The following is a 19,092-nucleotide window of genomic DNA, read 5'->3' as shown; positions in this document are numbered from 1 at the left end:
GCAAGTCAGTATATACTAAATATACGTTGTTAATGATAAATATCAGTAAAAATCTGATGTTACGGTAACTATACTTAAAATAATTGTGATTTTAATGCCTAGTATGTTGTTGAATTTTTATAAAAAAATTATGTTACCTAAAAGTATGCTCATACCAAATATCGCTTCTGATATTTTTGTCTTTAATGCGGCATAGTCATATTTTTCTACAATTAATATTGGAGTGGTATACATCAAAGTTTGTCTTGAGAATACAGTTTGATATGGTAGAAACTATAACCATAATCCTTTCGACTTTATTTTTACTAGAGCATTGATAACGGAAAAGCCAGTTCGATCAGAAGCTTTTATAGAGCTTTCTTTAACTATTATAAAAGATAAAAATAAAATTTCTATCAAAACAGTTAGTATTAAAAATGGCTTGTTTTGCAGAGAACACCTTATGACAAGCTCTGATATGGAGGTTGTTCCCTAAAATTGTGTTGATTGAGTTTACAAAACATTAATTCTAAATGCGCGTTCAGTATCGTGGTTTGGAACAATGCTAGAGGTATAGATTGGATTACTATGCTAAGTAGGGATGTCGCTATATAAATACTGCCTAGTTGGAATGGTTCTATGTGGTCAATGAGTTCAATTATTATGAAGTATCAAAACTTACGACAGTATAAAATACTAGTATTGTTTTTTTCTAAAATGATCTGAATAAAGTTCTATTAATACAAGGGTTAGTACTTGTAGCAGCCAATATGTTGATATAAATTAATCGAGTTTAACTTTTAGTTGGTAGTACTGTATCATAATCCAATTAAGTAGCATACGTGTAGCTTAATAAGATGAAGTAAAAATGATGCCAGCAAATTGATACAAATAAAAGTTATTATGCCTCACGGTTATTCTCACTTTAAAATTTTTCTAAATATCATCAAAAATTACAGCTGTGCTCATTGCTTTAATAAAGTCAGAGAAGATAGATTTTGCATAAAAATTTCTTCGCTTAAGAGTTATTTAAAAAGAAATTGGAATTTTTTGGTTTGTATGTATGTTATAATTATATCAAAGTGGCGTGGATAACATCATCTCTACAACATCTTTCATGATGAGTTTCAGTGTGTAATATTAATGATATAGAGCAAAGATGTTTTAATTTTTCATCTTGTACATTATATAAAATTAAAATTGTGATAAACAGATATATTTTAATATGAAGTATCTATTTATGATTCATGGTAATTTTATGTGCTGAATAATCCCATTATTAAAGTTATTGTTATAATTGAGAATAATGTAGTCCATGTGATTATGGATGCCATAACTTCATGATCTCCCCCCATTTGTCGAGAAAGTATATATGCATTACCTGCACAAGGCACTGAAGAATAGAGGATGGCAATACAGGCAGCGACTCCAGAAGTTTCTGTTGCTTTAAGAATTACAATCGTAATTATTGGCATAATAAGTAATTTTAAAATGGTTGCCCATAAAATAGAAATCATTTTATGAACTTGCATAGATATAATCAATCCTGCTCCTACTGACATAAGGCTTAACGGCGTAGCAGCACCTGATAGATAAGATAATAGCTGTTTTATTGGTTCAGTAATATGAATATGAAATATATTCACCATGACTCCAGTTATTGCTCCTATTATCAGTGGATTTTTAGTGAGTGCTATCAATGCTCCTCTTACGCTTTTCTTGTTTCCTGTTCCGTAGTAATTCATGACCAAAACACTCATTATATTCGTTATAATAATCATATACGCAACAAAAAAACCAGATAAAGCTACTCCCTTATTCCCAAATAGAGATTGAGATAAAGCAATAAAAACATATGAGTTATAGCGAACTCCACCTTGAAATATTGAAGTAAATAAGTCTGGTGATTTACCTATTAAACCCTTCATTAAAAAAATTATTGCGGATACTAATAATGTTGAAACTATAGTCGAAATTATTGGGTAGATGTTATTATCACCGCTAAAATTAGCCTCGCTGATATCAAGTATTAGTAATGCTGGAAAAAAAACATAATACACAAATTTATCTGATTTTGACCAAAAGATAGATATGTCTTTTATGTAAATTTTAGAGAGATAACCTATTACGATTAATAAAAAAATTGGTAGTATGGCAAGGAAGGTATTGATCATAGATGTGTCTCTTTTATACAGAAAAAATTCGGCTTTTAACTCTTTTAAGATTCCTGTATTTCCATAGGCTTTCAGAGATAAATATTCGTTGCACCCACCGTAGAGGCGTGTTTTTTTTATCAAATATTGGTTGAAATTTGTCTCTTGAGTGTAATGAAAATCTGTTATCTATATAAACTAGATCTCCAGGACTAATATCTATGGCTATGGAATTTTTTTGAATTAATTTGTAAAAATTTTTTAGTGCTTTTTCTACTTTAATTGATGATGATTTTATCATTCCAGGATAAAAAACAGCACTAATATCGGGGTATTCGTGATCTTTAGATATCATAGAAACCAAGGGGGTTTCTTCATATTCTGGACTGTTTGAAATCCTCCATCTGTAAGGAAGTTTTATATTATAAAATTTGCTTGATAATGTGTTAATATCTTTTTGAGAGAGCTCTTTGATAGATATTCTGGCGTCTGATATTTTCGTTAGTGGACCTTTTGGGTCTTGTCTTATGCCAAATAACAACAATCCCATAGGAGATACATTTATTTTTGAAAAATGCTTTAGTGCAGTATTTTCAATGTGGAAATCAAGTTCTACATCGAAGCCTATACCTGTGTATTGTCTTTTCGATTTTAGCTTAGGTATTAAGTTATTAACTAATTCCTTCCTCTCAAATTGAATAGAAGACGGTTCTCCGATTAAAGATGCTATTCCTGTTAAAAAGTTTTCACTTACATTATCTGATTTTGCAGATGGTGTGTAAATATCGGGATCAGGAGAAAAAAATACTTTTTCGTTTGTTGGTGAATTTTTTATTATAATGTAGGGCTTAGGTTTTATAGATGTTTTTTGTTTATTTAATTCCAACATTATTCTTTTTGGTAAATGGTTTATCATTTCTATTTTTAAGTTGTGTATATACTCATCACTACCTTCTGGATCATACTCGATTTTATTTAATGATTTGAATAGTAGTAGTTTTTCTTCATTAGTCAAATAAAAAGTATTTTGACAAATCAAGAATTTATTCCTTCTTGTTTATTAATTAAACATAGTTTATTGTAGTAATAAATTATTATAATAATTTATTTATTAAATTTTAATCGTATCATAATTTAATTAATTATAAATTATTAGTTTTATTTTTAGGTATTATTGTATTTATATTTTATCTATTCAATTTATTAATTACTATACATCTGTTTTACTAAGAGCAAATATTGATAAATTACGCAAATTGGAAAATTAAATTACGGTTGAGTAAAAATGATTTTGTGTTTTTGAAGCTGCGGGAAGTAATTAAAGAACTACGTGATAAAAAGTATTAGCATTAAATATGCAAAATATTTATCAAAAATGCTTTTTTACATTATCCTGAACGTAATAGCCGTGTGGCCTCATCGCGTCCGAAAAGATTAAGCAGCAAGTGTAAAGCTTTCCCTCGTTTTGAAGAAAAGTTGGGATCACGTTGCAGAAATAAGCGAGCATCTTTTCTTGCCATTAACAAAAGATCATCATGCACTGCGAGGTTTGCTATACGAAACTCAGGCATACCAGATTGTCGGGTTCCTAAAAGCTCTCCTTCTCCTCGTAAACGCCAATCTTCCTCAGCAATTTTAAAACCATCTTCTGTATTGCGTATAATATTAAGGCGCATTGCGGCCGTTTTTGTTAGCGGATCTTTGTATAGCAGAACACAGGAAGATTTTCTTTCTCCTCGTCCGACACGTCCGCGTAATTGATGCAGTTGTGAAAGGCCAAAATGTTCTGCATGTTCGATAATAATGATCGAAGCATCTGGGATGTCTACTCCCACTTCAATGACTGTGGTTGCAACTAAAATACTTGTATCTCCACATTTAAAAGATTTCATAGCTGCTTCTTTTTCATCCGTAGACATTTTTCCATGTATCATACCAATACGTGCTCCAAATCGCTCATGAAGAAATGCAAAGCGGATTTCAATTGAAGTAAGTTCAAGAGCTGCAGATTCTTCCACTAAAGGACAGATCCAGTAAAGTTTTTCTCCTTTACTTAATGCAACTGCAATTCGTTCTATAAGTTCATTAATGCGTTTTAAAGGGAGTGTTGCTGTAGTAATTGGTTGTCGTCCAATTGGTTTTTCTGTAATTTTAGAAACATCCATATCACCAAAAGTTGTCAAAACCAGTGTGCGTGGAATAGGGGTGGCAGTCATTACCAGCATATCAGCTTTATGACCCTTTGCTGTAAGGGCAAGACGTTGATGTACACCAAAACGATGTTGTTCATCGATAATAGCTAAAGCAAGATTGTTATAAGTGACGTTATTTTGTATGAGAGCATGAGTTCCGATGATAATAGAAGCTTGGCCTGATAAGATATTATTTAAGATATTTGTGCGTAATTTGCCTTTTTCTCGTCCCGTTAAAAGAACTGTTTGTAATCCGATCTTTTCGGCAAGAGGAGCGATCGTAGTAAAATGTTGCCGAGCAAGAACTTCTGTTGGTGCCATTAAAGCTGATTGTGCTGAATTTTCAGCAATTTGTGCTATCGCCATTAATGCAACTATGGTTTTTCCTGCTCCTACATCACCTTGCAGAAGCCTTAACATGGGTTCTGGTGAAGCGAGATCATGTGCAATATCTTCTATCGCTTTTATTTGCCCATTTGTAAGTTGGAAGGGGAGGGCTTTTAGCAATTTTTGAGTGTAAGTTCCTGTTTGTGGGCGGGAAGTTCCAGAAAGAGATTTTGTTTTTAAACGCACTACCCCAAGAGCCAATTGACAAGCGAGTAATTCATCATAGGCTAGACGTTTGCGTGCTGCGCTTTCTAAATCTAAATCATCAGGATCTATAGGAGCGTGGATGCGGTGTAGTGCAACAGAAAAAGAAGAAAAATTATGTTGCTTTCTAAAGCTTTCCTCTATCCATTCTGGTAAAAGGGGAATATATTCAATGGCGTTTTTTATTACACGCCTTAGTATTTTTGTGGATAGTCCAGCAGTAGAGGGATAAATGGGCTCAATTAGTGGCATCTGATTAGATTGCTCGCTTAGTGCAATATGGTCGGGATGCACCATAGAAAGTTGTCCATTAAATCGTTCAACTTTACCTGATACAACAACTTTTTTTCCTTCTGGAAGTTGTTTTTCTAGCCAAGAACGTTGTGCATGAAAAAATACTAAATTTATTTTTCCTGTTGGATCATGCGCAACGACTCGATAAGGTAGTCGGCTATAACCAGTTGGTGGCGGTTGATGCTGATCTATAACAATTTCAAGGGTAATGGTGGTTCCTTCTGGTGCACAAGCAATGCTGGGACGCATTCTGCGGTCTATAACAGAATGGGGCATTAATTGAAGAAGATCAATAAGGGTAGGTTCACGTTGCGTAGGATTAATGTTTAAGACTTTGGCCAGTAAGCTATATACTTTAGGTGTAACCCCAGAAAGGGTACGGATAGAATTAAAAAGAGGAGTAATAAGGCTTGGAGGCATAAGGAAATTTAGCGTGCTCTTTTTGTTTTTTCCAGTGCTTTAAAAGAGCTTTTTGGGGATAAGTTATATAAAAGAAAGCTGCTTGATTTACACTTTGCGTTTTGAGCAGAAAAAAACATTAAAAAAATGGATAAAATAAAAATAGTGCAAGAGAATGTTGTACGCCTCTTCCCTAAAAGAGTGTCAATATTAGCAATATTCTATACGATTTTCTCCTTTTTGGTGTGTTTATTTGCTGTGAGTAGAGTTATTTCTTGATGGAAATCTCCTATAAATATAAATAGAACTGGAATGTCTTGCTAATATGTGTGGGGTGATAAGTTAGAGTATTCTCTATTATAATACAGATAAAGATTGCGATTTGACATTTATTTTGTAGTGGGAAATTATGAGAGTGGTAGAAGATAAAAGTAAAATACGAGATAAAAAAAACTCTTCCCTTCGCTTTATTCATTTGAGGGTGCACTCTGCCTACTCATTGCTCGAAGGAGCTTTAAAAATCCCACAAATCATTCAACATGCGATTTCAGATCATACACCAGCAGTTGCTATTACGGATACGAATAATTTATTTGGTGCTCTGGAATTTTCGCAATATTGTTTTTCGCATGGGATCCAACCTATCATTGGCTGTCAGCTCAGAGTTGATTTTTGTGATGAAAATGATAACCAGCGTTTTTCTAAATGGCACCATCCTTCTGATTTCTGCTCTCTTGTTTTGTTAGCTGCTAGCGATATTGGTTATGCTCATTTGGTTCGTCTTGTTAGTCGTGCTTATCTCGATAAGTGCGATACTGATCTTCCTCATATCAAAGTTGATTGGTTGTTGTCACACAGTGAAGGGATAATTGCTTTAACTGGTGGCAAGGGAGGGCCTATTAATTTTTCTTTGGCAGAAGGCAGAAAAGAGCGTGCTGTTGAACGTTTGACTTATTTGAAAAAAATTTTTGGTGATCGTCTTTATGTGGAATTACAGCGGCATGGCTCTTACGATCGAAAAGTAGAATTTGCACTTATTGAGTTGGCGTATGCACATGAAATTCCTCTTGTTGCAACCAATGAGGCTTTTTTTCTGAACAGAGAATGGTATGAAGCGCATGATGCGCTGATGGCAGTTGCAGAAGGACAAATTGTCTCTAATCCAGATCGTAAACGCGTGACGCCGGATCATTATTTAAAGTCACAAGATGAGATGGTTGCACTGTTTTCTGATCTTCCAGAAGCTCTCGAAAACAGCGTTGAAATTGCGTTGCGCTGTCATACTGCTACACCAATTCGAAAACCAATTTTGCCTCGCTTTATAGAGCAATCTGTTGATTCAAATCTTACTTTAAAACTAGAAGATACCGAATTATTAAATCAAGCTAAAGCTGGTTTAAAAATGCGACTTGAGACAATTGGATTGGCAGAAGGATATACAGTTGCAGATTATGAGAAGCGGCTTGATTATGAAATTTCAGTTATTACACGCATGCAATTTTCTGGCTACTTTCTTATCGTTTCAGATTTCATAAAATGGGCGAAGGTTCATGATATTCCTGTTGGGCCAGGGCGTGGTTCTGGTGCTGGTTCACTTGTTGCTTATGCATTGACTATTACTGATGTTGATCCATTGCGTTTTTCTCTTCTCTTTGAACGTTTTCTTAATCCAGATCGTGTTTCTATGCCAGATTTTGATATCGACTTTTGTCAGGAACGGCGCGAAGAAGTTATTCATTATGTTCAAAAAAAATATGGTCGCGATCAAGTTGCTCAAATTATTACGTTTGGTAAGTTACAGGCACGTGCGGTGTTGCGTGATGTTGGGCGTGTTTTAGAAGTCCCGTATCGTTTGGTGGACTATCTTACGAAATTAGTTCCTGCCACGCCTGGGAGCCAAGTTGAATTGGCTGATGCTATCAAGGATGAACCTAAATTTGAGGAAGAAAAGAAAAAAGATCCTGTCATTGGACGCACATTAGATATAGCACTTCAGCTGGAGGGGCTTTATCGTCATGCATCAACCCATGCTGCAGGGATTGTTATCGGTGATCGGCCACTTTCAGAGCTTGTGCCGATGTATCGCGATACTCGTTCCGATATGCCTGTTACACAATTTAATATGAAATATGTTGAACAGGCTGGACTGGTAAAATTTGATTTTCTTGGATTAAAAACGCTTACTGTTTTGAAAATGGCGGTAGATTTTGTCGCACGAAAGGGTATCAAAATAGATTTATCGAATATTCCTCTGAATGATGAAATGACCTACGCTATGATGGCACGTGGTGAAACGGTTGGCGTGTTTCAAGTTGAAAGTTCTGGTATGCGTAAGGCACTGATTGGGATGAAGCCAGATCGTATTGAGGATATTATTGCTCTTGTCGCGCTTTACCGTCCTGGCCCGATGGAGAATATTGCGACGTATAATGCACGCAAGCATGGGGAAGAGGAAATTGCTTCTATTCATCCTAAAATAGATTATCTTGTTAAAGAAACACAAGGTGTTATTGTTTATCAGGAGCAGGTGATGCAGATTGCTCAGGTGCTTTCTGGTTATTCACTCGGTGAAGCGGACTTATTACGTCGCGCTATGGGTAAAAAGATTCACAAAGAAATGCAAAAACAACGTACACGCTTTGTGAATGGAGCTGTTGCTGGCGGTGTTGACAAGGATCAGGCTGATATTATTTTTGATCTTTTAGCAAAATTTGCAGATTACGGTTTTAATAAGTCGCATGCTGCTGCTTACGCGATTGTTTCTTACCAAACAGCTTATATGAAAGCACATCATCCAGTTGAGTTTTTGGCTGCTTCAATGACGTATGATATGACGAATACAGATAAGTTAAATGATTTTCGGCGTGAAGCATTAAGGTTGGGTATTAAAGTTATTGCACCTTGTGTGCAAATATCACATCGTGTTTTTGAGGTCGGTGATAACTGTATTTATTATTCTCTTGCTGCTATTAAAGGTGTGGGGGAAGCGGTTGTTGACCATATTGTAGCTTGCCGTGGAAATAAACTTTTTAAGGATTTGGAAGATTTTTGTGAGCGTATTGATCCCCATATTGTTAATAAGCGTGCGATGGAAAGTTTGGTTTGTGCTGGTGCTTTTGATTGCTTTAATATTTCACGTGAGATTTTATTGGCGAATCTTGAAACTTTTCACGCCCGTGCACTTCGTCATTTCGATAACAATTCTAGCGGACAGATTGATATATTTGGGATGACGGGTGGATTAAAAGAACCTTTGATTTTATCGCAAACATCTCCTTGGTTACCGGATGAAAAACTTTATCGGGAATTTCAAGCAATAGGTTTTTACTTTTCTGCTCATCCTCTGGATGAGTATCAAGCTATTCTTGCTAAAAAACGCGTACAGACTTGGGTTAATTTTGCCAATTCCGTTAAAGGAGGAGCAACTGCTGCTAGGCTTGCTGGAACTGTCGTGGCAAAAAAAGTACGCAAAACAAAATCTGGAAAAAAAATGGGGATTATTCATTTTTCTGATACAAGCGGGCAGTATGAAACAGTTCTATTTTCTGAGGTACTTTCGGATTATGAAGAGATGTTAGAACCCGGAAAATCTTTTATCATCACAGTGAGTGCAGAAAATCGCTCTGAGGGCATTAGTTTACGACTTGAGACGCTTCAATCTTTGGAAAAGGAAGCGTTACAGCATCATAAAATGATGCGCCTCTTTATAAAAACAGTTGATATGCTTCCACAAATTGAGCAGAATTTAAATCCTAGAGGGAATGGAGAAGTAGGGCTTATTCTTATTCAAGAAGATGGGTTACGGGAGGTCGAAATTACACTTCCAAAGAGATACAAGGTTAATTCACGTGTGGCGAGTACTATGAAATCGATTCATGGTGTTGTTGATGTGGAATTGACTTAAATCAAGAGTTATGAGACCGCTGCTTGCTTTAAGGCAGACTGTAGATTCTGAAAGTTTCGCTTTTGTTTGTGAAAAATTGTGAAGGACTTTTAGTATAATAAAATCAAGAAAATGCCACTTTCTATCTATATAATTAAAAGGTATTGGGGAATTTTATAAGTTTTTACTATGCGTATTTGTTAAGTTTATAGCATCATATGTATAAAGCCAATTAAGGCGAGACATGATACTTTCTGGTGTACGAGTTTTCATGATAAAATTGCGTGCAAGTGCTATAGGACCAGTTGCATGATAGGCTATTCTATTAAAATCTCCACGTTTTTTTACTGCTGTAATTCGGGGTGTGCGTATTTTTTCGTAAAGCGAAAGAGCTTTAGTTAATGAAAGATTTTTAAGAGAGAGCGTTTCTGCTAATGTAGCGGCGTCTTCTATTGCCATAGCAGCACCTTGCGCTGCAAAGGGTAAGGTTGCGTGTGCACAGTCACCAACAAACACTTGTCTCTCTAAGCCTAGAAAACGGTTCTGTTTCATTTGAAAGACTGGCCAATAGCTCCATTCATCAATATGGTCAAAGATTTGCAAAATTTGCAAATTCCAATCCTTGAAAAGAGATTTTAAATTTTCTTTATGTATTTGCCCTTCTTTTGAATTTTTTTCATGAGTAATGGCTACAAAGTTAAAAACTTTTGCTGATGATTGAATGGGATAGACAACAAGGTGATTTTTGGGTCCCATCCAAGCAGTAATTGTCTTCGTATTTTGCAATAAAGAACAAAAGCCTTTAGGAAGATTTTCAAATGCTGTTGTTGCACGCCAAGCAATAAAGCCACTGAAATCTGCCTTTTCATGAAAAGGAGGCAATTGCCGTAATGTAGACCAAACTCCATCGCATCCAATAAGAAGCGGTGTTGTATAGGACTGTTGTTGTGCTGTAGTTGATTCATCTGTTTTTATTGTTTTTATATGAATGCTGTTAGTTTCCGTTTGTGTAAACAATACAACAGATTCGCCTGTTTTGTATTTGATAAAAGGATTTTCAATAACCGCGTTGTATAAAATTTTTTGTAAGGCGGCGCGATGAATCGTAATATAAGGAGTTTTCCAGTTTTTTTCTGATAAATTGATAAGATCAGCGCGCAGGCGCGTTTTTAAAGATACTCCATCTCTTAATTCAAGAAAGCGTGGCGTTATACTCACTTCAGTAAGTTTGTTAAGAATTCCCCAACGAGCAAGGATACAAGTCGCATTTGGGGTGAGCTGAATACCAGCCCCCACAGCATCAAATTTTTTATACTTTTCTATAACAGTACTTGCAATTCCTTTATGAGCGAGTGCTAAAGCAGTACTTAAACCTGCAATACCCCCTCCAACGATGATTGGCGATTGATCCATAGGTTATTTCATAGAAAAAGCTGAGAACGCATTATAATGAATCGTTTGGATGATATAAACATCCTTGTGGGTTTGTTTGATTGTGCGATAGCGAGGAGACATAGCGATAAAGTGTTGAACAATAAGGGCAAACTTTTTCATCAGCTGATCCCATATCGATAAAAATATGGGGATGATCGAATGGTTGTGTAGCACCCACACACATAAATTCTTTGACACCAATTTCGATTGTTTTATATCCAAGGTCATTTTGGAAATGGGGAATGTTGTGATCAGCCATGGTGTGCAGACTCCGGATAAATTGTCTAATAAGGTGTGATTTTGATCTTCTATTTTTACGCATTAGTTTGTAATAAAGCTTATAATAATGCAAGGTGCTTTTTAAGGCCAACTAACTATTTTTTATATTATAGGGATTAGTTACTATATTTTTAGCACTTTGCGCATAGGAATAGTTTCAATTGTTTTGAGATATTAATATAAATAACATGAAAAAAATTGTGCATTGATATGTTATTGTTACGGTAATATATTCGTAAAGCGTTCTGTGAGATATTTACCTATAAAGATCTTAGAAAGTGTAGAGGAAGATTAGCTAGAGTATATGAAACAGAGGGTAGCAGATCAGGTTTCTATATCGGATATAACAATGAAAAATCCGATACGCTTTGTTAATAGAGAATTTTCATGGCTACAATTTAATACTCGTGTATTGATGGAAGCTGCTAATCCGAAGAATCCTTTATTAGAACGGCTACAGTTTCTTTCAATTTCAGCAGCAAATCTTGATGAGTTTTTTATGGTTCGTGTTGCTGGCCTAGCTGCTCAAATTCGTTCTGGGGTTACAGCGTGCAGTGCAGATGGGCGTACACCGCAGGAGCAACTTGATTTTGTGTTAGCTGAGATTTCACATTTACAGGCTAATCAACTACGAGAATTGAGTATTTTACGTCATGAATTAAAACAGAATGATATTGAAATTATTTCTCCTGATGAGCTTTCAAAAATTGAAAAATCATGGATCGAAAAGTATTTTCTTGATAAAATTCTTCCCATTTTAAAACCTTTACCTCTTGATTCTTCTCACTCTTTTCCATTTATTCCTAATTTAGGATTTTCTATAGCCTTTCAATTATCTCGGTGTGCTGATCAACACTCTATCACAGTGTTATTGCCTGTTCCAACGGCCTTAAGGCGTTTTATTCTTCTTCCTAAGGAAGGTAATAATTTTCGTTTTATTGCGTCTGAAGATGTTATTTGCTTTTTTATGAGTTATGTATTCCCTGGTTTTGAAATTGATGGAATTGGTACATTTAGGGTGATTCGCGACAGTGATATTGAAGTAGAAGAAAAGGCTGAAGATCTTGTTCATTTTTTTGAAACTGCTTTGAAAAGGCGCCGTCGTGGGCAGGTCATTCGAATTGAGTTTGACGCGAAAATGCCAGAAAATTTACGCAAATTTATAACGAATGGTCTTTCTGTTCCTGATAATTGTATCAGTATTCTCGATGGTTTTTTGGCGCTTAATATGGTGTCAGAGATTGTTTATGTGCCACGGGATGATTTAAAATTTATTCCTTATAATCCTCGTTTTCCTGAATGTATTCGTAGGCATAATGGTGATTGCTTTGCAGCTATTCGTGAAAATGATATTGTGGTTCATCACCCTTATGAATCATTTGATGTTGTTGTGCAGTTTTTACGTCAAGCTGCTAGTGATCCCGATGTTTTAGAAATCAAACAAACTCTTTATCGTACATCGAATGATAGTCCAATTGTTAGCGCTTTAATTCATGCTGCTGAACAGGGTAAGTCGGTAACTGCTTTGGTGGAACTTAAAGCACGTTTTGATGAGGAGGCTAATATTCGTTGGGCGCGTGATCTCGAGCGTGCAGGCGTTCAAGTTGTTTTTGGTTTTATTGCATTAAAAACACACGCCAAAATGTCACTCATCGTGAGGCGTGAAGGAAAGCGCCTTTGCTCTTACGTTCATCTTGGAACTGGAAATTACCATCCAGTTAATGCTAAGATTTATACCGATCTTTCTTTTTTTACTACTGATGATGATATTGGTCATGATGTTGCACTATTGTTCAATTATATTACTCAAGATGAACGCCCAAACGAAGAAATGAAGATTGCTTTTTCACCCTTAACACTGCGCAGTCGTATTCTGAAACATATTGAAGGAGAAATCACCAATGCGCAACGAGGACAGTTTGCTGCTATTTGGATGAAAGTTAACGCATTGGTTGATCCTGAAATTATTGATGCTTTATACCGTGCCAGTCAAGTAGGGGTGCAGATTGATTTGGTTGTGCGTGGTATATGTTGTTTGCGCCCTGGTATTCCGGGGATTTCAGATAATATTCGTGCAAAATCAATTGTAGGGCGTTTTCTCGAACATAGCCGCATTTTTTGTTTTGGTAATGGTGGAGATTTACCAAGTGAGAACGCACTTGTTTATTTAGGGTCAGCTGATATGATGCCTCGTAATCTGGATTATCGTGTTGAAATATTGGCTCCAGTTTTTAATAAAACGGTTCGCAAGCAGATTCTTTTACAAATTATGCTGGCTAATATTATTGATAATAAACAAAGCTTTGATATACTAAACGACGGAAGGTCAAAACGTGTAACACCGAAAAAAGATGAGCTTCCGTTTAATGTGCAGGAGTATTTTATGGCCAATGCAGGTCTTTCGGGATGGGAAAAATCTTTTGAGTCTTCTGCTTTGCATTTGGTTGCGTTGCATCGGCAGCAAGCCGAAATGTATAAAGATTGAAATTCAATGACATATATAGATGCTCAGGGTCGGCTGAAAGGATGTAAGCCTGTCGCTGTTATTGATATTGGCTCAAATTCTGTTCGGCTTGTTATTTATGAAGCTCTTGTTCGTTCACCAACAGTTTTATTTAATGAAAAAGTTCTCTGTGGTCTTGGTCAAGGTGTTGCAAAAACTGGATTTTTAGAAGAAAAATCGATGAAAATGGCGTTGCAAACACTTAAACGGTTTCGTGCGCTGTGTCGACAGATTGGAGCAGATGAAGTCTATACTCTAGCAACAGCAGCAGCGCGAGAAGCAAAAAACGGGTTAGCATTTATTCAAAATGCTGAAAATATTTTGCAAAATAAAATATATCTTCTTTCAGGAAACGAAGAGGCTGTTTATTCAGCATATGGAGTTATTTCTACTTTTTACCAACCAAAGGGTATTTCTGGGGATCTTGGTGGTGGAAGTCTCGAGCTTATTGATATTGATAATTTCGATGTAGGTAAGGGGGTAACTCTACCGTTAGGCGGTTTACGGCTACAATATATGTCAAATAATAATATTGCTGAGGCTGCAAAAATTGTAAATGAGCAGTTTCGTAAGTCTGCTGCTGCTCGTAAAGGCGTGGCACGTTATTTTTATGCAGTAGGAGGGACATGGCGTAATTTAGCAAAACTTCATATGGCAACTAAACACTATCAGTTACCTGTGATGCATGGCTATGAAGTTGATGCATTTGAGATGGAAGGTTTCTTGCGTCTTGTAGCGAGTGGCAATGTTGATAACATGAAAGGAATCTCAGCTGTTTCACGGAATCGTCGTCAACTTTTGTCTTATGGAGCGATTGTTCTTATTGAACTTATTCAGTGTATGGGATTTGAAAAAATAATATTTTCTGGAGCTGGAGTTCGTGAAGGCTTTCTTTATTCACGACTGCTGCAAGAGATTCGTACTTCAGATCCTTTAATAGCAGCATGTATGGAAATGGCTATTCTACGGGCACGCTCACCAAAGCAGGCAGAAGAACTTATTGATTTCACGAGTAATGCCTTTGAAGTTTTTGGAATTTCAGAAACTGAAAATGAATGCCGTTACCGTAAAGCTGCATGTCTTCTTGCGGATATTGGTTGGCGCATACATCCGGATTATCGAGGCAATGAGGCTGCTAATCAGATAGCGTTAGGATCTTATCCAGGAATTTCTCATCAGGGGCGTATTTATGCTGCACTTGCTGTTTTTTTTCGTAACACGAGTTTGCAGATTGATGAAGAACCTTTGCCCATTTTTCAATTAGCCACCAAAGATATAATTAAAAAAGCACGTATTCTTGGTGAAGTTATGCGTATTGCTAATCTTTTTAGCGCTTCTACTGCAAGAATTTTACCCCATTTATCGTGGCATAAAAAAACAGATCATGTTGTATTGTATATTCCGAGGCGTTACGCTGATTTATTAGGAGAACGCCCCCTCTGGCGGTTGAAAAAATTATCAAAAATAATAAAATTGCCTCTCTCTTTTGAAACGTTCTGATTCTTTTTCTATTAAGTTATAGGAAGTTCATTCATATATTATGATATGCTTATATTGCTGCGTATTTTTTTGCTATGCAGATTTACCTTTTGGTTGTTGAATTTCAATTTTGATTAAGATCTTTATCTTTTATGATATGAGGATGGGAGATCACCGTCCATTCATGCTTTGCGTTCACGCTAAGCTGCTATTTGTAATAAGGAAAGCTATTGTTATAGAGAGGTTTTATTTTAGAATTGAAAGCTTCCTGTTTTTACGATTTCTCTTATATACAAGTTTGGTATCTAATTGGTTTTTTCTAAGATTTATTTGCCATTTTGAGAAAGCATTGCTCAAATTTAAGTTTTGAAATTGTAACATGTCTTTCTTTGCATATTTGTGTTGGCTATGAGCCATATTCCAGTTAGTTCAGAACATAGACAGTATAATGGATTTTCCCGGGATGAGAGCGCTTAAAATTTGTCCAAAACTCTTCTACATTTTTTTAAAAATAAAATTGCTTTACTAAGATAAGGTGGCGAAATTTTTATTTTTCGATTTTTTACTAACCTTTAAGCTAAGTAAGGAAAACAACCTCCTTTAGAAGATTTTTGTTGCAACAATTCCAGAATGCAAATGGTTAAACTTTCTCGTAAATTAAAACTGTTTTGTGGTTATTTTTCCGTTATTAAAATAAAACCCTATCTGACCCTTGAGCATTTGTTCAGCTTTTTGACCAAATATTTTATAGCGCCAACCATTCATAGCAGGGATATTTTTCTTTATACACCCATTTGCGATTTTTTCTAAGTCACTGGAAGTTGCAATAATTTTAGGTGCAATGCCGTTTTCGTTTGCAACGAGTTTTAATAGCACTTTGAGAAGATCGATAACAGCAGTCGATTTGTCATTAAGTGGATTATGTTTAGGAAGGGCGGGTAAAGTAGCAAGGTCCACCTCTAAGCCCTCGTGGACAGCTTGGATTAATGTTTGAGTGATTGAGAGTTTATCCCAGTTTTTGTTCAGGCTACGCAAACGTTTTAATGCAGATTCATCTTTTGGTTGTTGAATTGCTATTGCGATAAGACACTCATCTTTCATGATATGACGGCGTGGGATATCATACTTTCGTGCTTTCCGTTCACGCCAAGCTGCTACTTTTTGTAATACGGCAAGTTCACGCGGTTTTTTTACTTTTCCTTTCACTTTTTTCCATGCTTCATCTTCTGGTATATCATAGGTTTTAGGTGCTAAAAGGATTTCTATTTCATCATCCATCCAGTGGATACGTTTGTTTTCTTCTAGTTGTTTTTTTAATAAGAGATAAACATCTCTTAGATAAGTTACATCGGCAATTGCATAGAGCAGTTGTTTTTCGGAAAGAGGCCTATAGCTCCAATCTGTAAAACGAGATGATTTATCAAGTTGATGACCCGTGCAACGTTGTACAATTTGGTCGTAGGATACAGAATCACCAAATCCACAGATTGATCCCGCTATTTGTGTGTCGAAGAGAGGGTAAGGAATGATACCTCCAAGATGGTAAATTATTTCAATATCTTGGCGTGCAGCGTGAAAAACTTTAACAATTTTTTTATCTACCATGAGATCAAAAAATGGTTGTAAATTAATATCTGGTGCCATTGGGTCAATCAGAATTGTAATATCTGGCGATGCAAGCTGGATTAAACACAGTTGCGGCCAGAAAGTTGTTTCACGGATAAACTCAGTATCGACTGTTACAAAATCTGAGGTACGTAGAGCAGTAAGTGCAATTTCAAGATCTGTTGTTTGTGTAATAAGTTTCATCATTCTATTATAGCCAGTTAAATTAAATTTGTCTTTTATTGATTTTTTTTTGAGTCTTTGTAGTCATATCTTGACAAATGGTTGTTAAAAAGCGTTTGTAACGCATGTGAAATATTATAATTAAAGGCAAAAACTATGCACCGTTATCGCAGTCATAATTGCGCTGTTCTTCGTAAATGTGATGTAGGAAAACAGGTTCGTCTTTCGGGATGGGTTCATCGTGTTCGTGATCATGGAGGAATCCTTTTTGTAGATTTACGTGATCATTTTGGAATCACACAAATTGTTGCCGACCCTGCTTCACCAGCTTTTAAAATTATCGAAAAAGTGCGTTCTGAATGGGTCATTCGTGTAGATGGAGAAGTGTTTGCACGTTCTGATGAAGTTATTAATACATCTCTTCCAACAGGTGAAATTGAAATTGTTGCAAAAGAGGTGGAAATTCTTTCAAAGTCTGATGAGCTTCCCTTACCTATTTTTGGCGAACCTGATTATCCAGAAGATATTCGGTTGAAGTATCGTTTTCTTGATTTACGTCGTGAAACTATGCACAAAAATATAATGCGTCGTACTGAAATTATTGCTGCTATTAGACAATCTATGCAAGATAATGCTTTTACAGAATTTACTACGCCACTTTTGACAGCTTCATCACCAGAAGGAGCGCGTGACTTTTTAGTTCCAAGTCGTATTCATCAGGGAAAATTTTACGCGTTGCCACAAGCACCTCAGCAGTACAAACAGTTGTTGATGATGTCAGGTTTTGATCGCTATTTTCAAATTGCTCCATGTTTTAGAGATGAAGATCCACGAGCTGATCGTCTTCCAGGAGAATTTTATCAATTAGATGTTGAAATGAGTTTTGTTGAACAGGAAGATGTTCTTGTAACAATGGAACCCATTATGCGTTCTCTTTTTGAAGAGTTTGCAAATGGAAAACTTGTAACACAAAACTTTCCTCGTATTTCCTATGATGAAGCAATGCGAAAATATGGCTCAGATAAGCCTGATTTACGTAATCCGATCATTATGGAAGATGTTTCTCAGCATTTTTATGGTTCTGGTTTTAAAGTTTTTTCTCAAATTTTAGCGAATGATGAAAATGCACAGGTGTGGGCTATTCCGGCGAAAACGGGTGGAAGTCGTGCTTTTTGTGATCGTATGAATGTATGGGCACAAAGTGAGGGGCAACCAGGACTCGGTTATATTTTCTGGCGTGAAGAAGAAGGAAAGTTTGAAGGAGCAGGCCCTATTGCTAAAAATATTGGCGAGCAGAGAACTGAAGCTATCCGTATGCAGCTTGGTCTTGAAAGTGGTGATGCCTGTTTTTTCGTGGCAGGAGACCCAAAGAAATTTTTATCTTTTGTGGGAGCAGCGCGTACACGGGTGGGGGAAGAATTAAACCTTATCGACCGGGAGTGTTTCTCTTTAGCTTGGATTGTTGATTTTCCATTTTTTGAATGGAATGAAGATGAAAAAAAGCTTGATTTTGCACATAATCCTTTTTCCTTACCTCAGGGTGGGGAAAATGCTCTTAACTGTCAAGATCCTCTTACTCTTAAAGCTTTTCAGTATGATCTTGTTTGCAATGGTTATGAGATTGCATCGGGTGGAATCCGCAATCACTCTCCAGAAATGATGCTTAAGGTTTTTGATCTTGCGGGTCTTTCTAAAGAAGTAGTAGAAGACCGTTTTGGTGCTCTTTATCGTGCATTTCATTATGGAGCACCACCGCATGGCGGTATGGCGGCTGGTATTGACCGTATTATTATGCTTTTGCAAGGTGTTAAAAATTTGCGTGAGGTTTCTTTATTTCCTATGAATCAGCAAGCGCTTGATCTTTTGATGAGTGCTCCGTCTGATGTTTCTCCTACACAATTACGTGATTTAGGGATACGAGTTGCTCCTGCTATCAAAAATAGTTAATAAAGTTGATTGTAGGGTATTGCAATTTTTTACCTACAGTGAAGTTTTGATGTCTTTAAATAAATTACATCGGTATATACGTTGTTTATAAAAAGCTTAGATATATGCTTCATTTGAGTTCTTTAGGGGTGCAGAAAAGATTATGTATATTTAGTGTGTATAAGAATAATG

The 19,092-nt window shown here is 36.1% G+C and carries 10 protein-coding genes; 4 read left to right on the top strand and 6 right to left on the bottom strand.

Annotated features, from left to right (window positions below; genetic code table 11):
- Positions 1–1,235 precede the first annotated feature (1,235 nt).
- From V3564_RS03680 to recG, 3 genes are all read right to left on the bottom strand, one after another.
- Positions 1,236–2,153 (bottom strand): AEC family transporter, encoded by a 918-nt coding sequence (locus V3564_RS03680; RefSeq protein WP_455480261.1) that lies wholly within the window; start codon positions 2,151–2,153, stop codon positions 1,236–1,238.
- Positions 2,154–2,166: 13 nt separating this feature from the next.
- Complete coding sequence (locus V3564_RS03675) at positions 2,167–3,171, bottom strand: TauD/TfdA family dioxygenase (RefSeq protein WP_455480260.1); 1,005 nt, start codon at positions 3,169–3,171, stop codon at positions 2,167–2,169.
- 349 nt (positions 3,172–3,520) lie between these two features.
- On the bottom strand, positions 3,521–5,629 hold the full coding sequence (recG, locus tag V3564_RS03670; protein WP_455480259.1) for an ATP-dependent DNA helicase RecG: 2,109 nt from the start codon (positions 5,627–5,629) through the stop codon (positions 3,521–3,523).
- Positions 5,630–6,023: 394 nt separating this feature from the next.
- On the opposite strand from recG, the gene dnaE reads away from it, so the two are divergent.
- Positions 6,024–9,512, top strand: coding sequence for a DNA polymerase III subunit alpha (gene dnaE, locus V3564_RS03665; protein ID WP_455480258.1), 3,489 nt, complete (start codon positions 6,024–6,026; stop codon positions 9,510–9,512).
- A 153-nt stretch (positions 9,513–9,665) separates the two neighbouring features.
- Here dnaE and V3564_RS03660 read toward each other — a convergent pair whose 3' ends face one another.
- Both V3564_RS03660 and V3564_RS03655 read right to left on the bottom strand, forming a co-directional pair.
- Positions 9,666–10,904 carry an FAD-binding protein gene (locus tag V3564_RS03660; protein ID WP_455480257.1) on the bottom strand — a complete coding sequence of 413 codons (1,239 nt, stop codon included), beginning with the start codon at positions 10,902–10,904 and terminating at the stop codon, positions 9,666–9,668.
- Between the two features lie 31 nt (positions 10,905–10,935).
- Entirely contained in the window at positions 10,936–11,184 is a 249-nt protein-coding gene (locus V3564_RS03655) for a zinc-finger domain-containing protein (RefSeq protein WP_455480256.1), read from the bottom strand.
- Between the two features lie 324 nt (positions 11,185–11,508).
- Here V3564_RS03655 and V3564_RS03650 point away from each other — a divergent pair, with 324 nt between their 5' ends.
- Positions 11,509–13,689, top strand: a complete 2,181-nt coding sequence (locus V3564_RS03650; protein ID WP_455480255.1) for an RNA degradosome polyphosphate kinase — start codon at positions 11,509–11,511, stop codon at positions 13,687–13,689.
- 6 nt (positions 13,690–13,695) lie between these two features.
- Entirely contained in the window at positions 13,696–15,207 is a 1,512-nt protein-coding gene (ppx, locus tag V3564_RS03645; RefSeq protein WP_455480254.1) for an exopolyphosphatase, read from the top strand.
- Positions 15,208–15,843: 636 nt separating this feature from the next.
- Here the strand turns inward: ppx and rnd are convergent.
- Entirely contained in the window at positions 15,844–16,998 is a 1,155-nt protein-coding gene (rnd, locus tag V3564_RS03640) for a ribonuclease D (RefSeq protein ID WP_455480253.1), read from the bottom strand.
- A 132-nt stretch (positions 16,999–17,130) separates the two neighbouring features.
- On the opposite strand from rnd, the gene aspS reads away from it, so the two are divergent.
- Entirely contained in the window at positions 17,131–18,921 is a 1,791-nt protein-coding gene (aspS, locus tag V3564_RS03635) for an aspartate--tRNA ligase (RefSeq protein ID WP_455480252.1), read from the top strand.
- The last annotated feature ends 171 nt before the right edge of the window (positions 18,922–19,092 follow it).

The organism is Bartonella sp. B12(2025), from assembly GCF_053795135.1.
The sequence above is the reverse complement of the archived record's forward strand: the minus strand, read 5'-3'. Positions and strand labels throughout refer to the sequence as shown.

Bases quoted from the DNA above. Each gene is read 5' to 3' on its own strand.
- V3564_RS03680 (WP_455480261.1), bottom strand. From the start codon at position 2,153: ATGATCAATACCTTCCTTGCCATACTACCAATTTTTTTATTAATCGTA.
- recG (WP_455480259.1), bottom strand. From the start codon at position 5,629: ATGCCTCCAAGCCTTATTACTCCTCTTTTTAATTCTATCCGTACCCTT.
- V3564_RS03660 (WP_455480257.1), bottom strand. From the start codon at position 10,904: ATGGATCAATCGCCAATCATCGTTGGAGGGGGTATTGCAGGTTTAAGT.
- V3564_RS03655 (WP_455480256.1), bottom strand. From the start codon at position 11,184: ATGGCTGATCACAACATTCCCCATTTCCAAAATGACCTTGGATATAAA.
- V3564_RS03650 (WP_455480255.1), top strand. From the start codon at position 11,509: ATGAAACAGAGGGTAGCAGATCAGGTTTCTATATCGGATATAACAATG.
- ppx (WP_455480254.1), top strand. From the start codon at position 13,696: ATGACATATATAGATGCTCAGGGTCGGCTGAAAGGATGTAAGCCTGTC.
- rnd (WP_455480253.1), bottom strand. From the start codon at position 16,998: ATGATGAAACTTATTACACAAACAACAGATCTTGAAATTGCACTTACT.
- aspS (WP_455480252.1), top strand. From the start codon at position 17,131: ATGCACCGTTATCGCAGTCATAATTGCGCTGTTCTTCGTAAATGTGAT.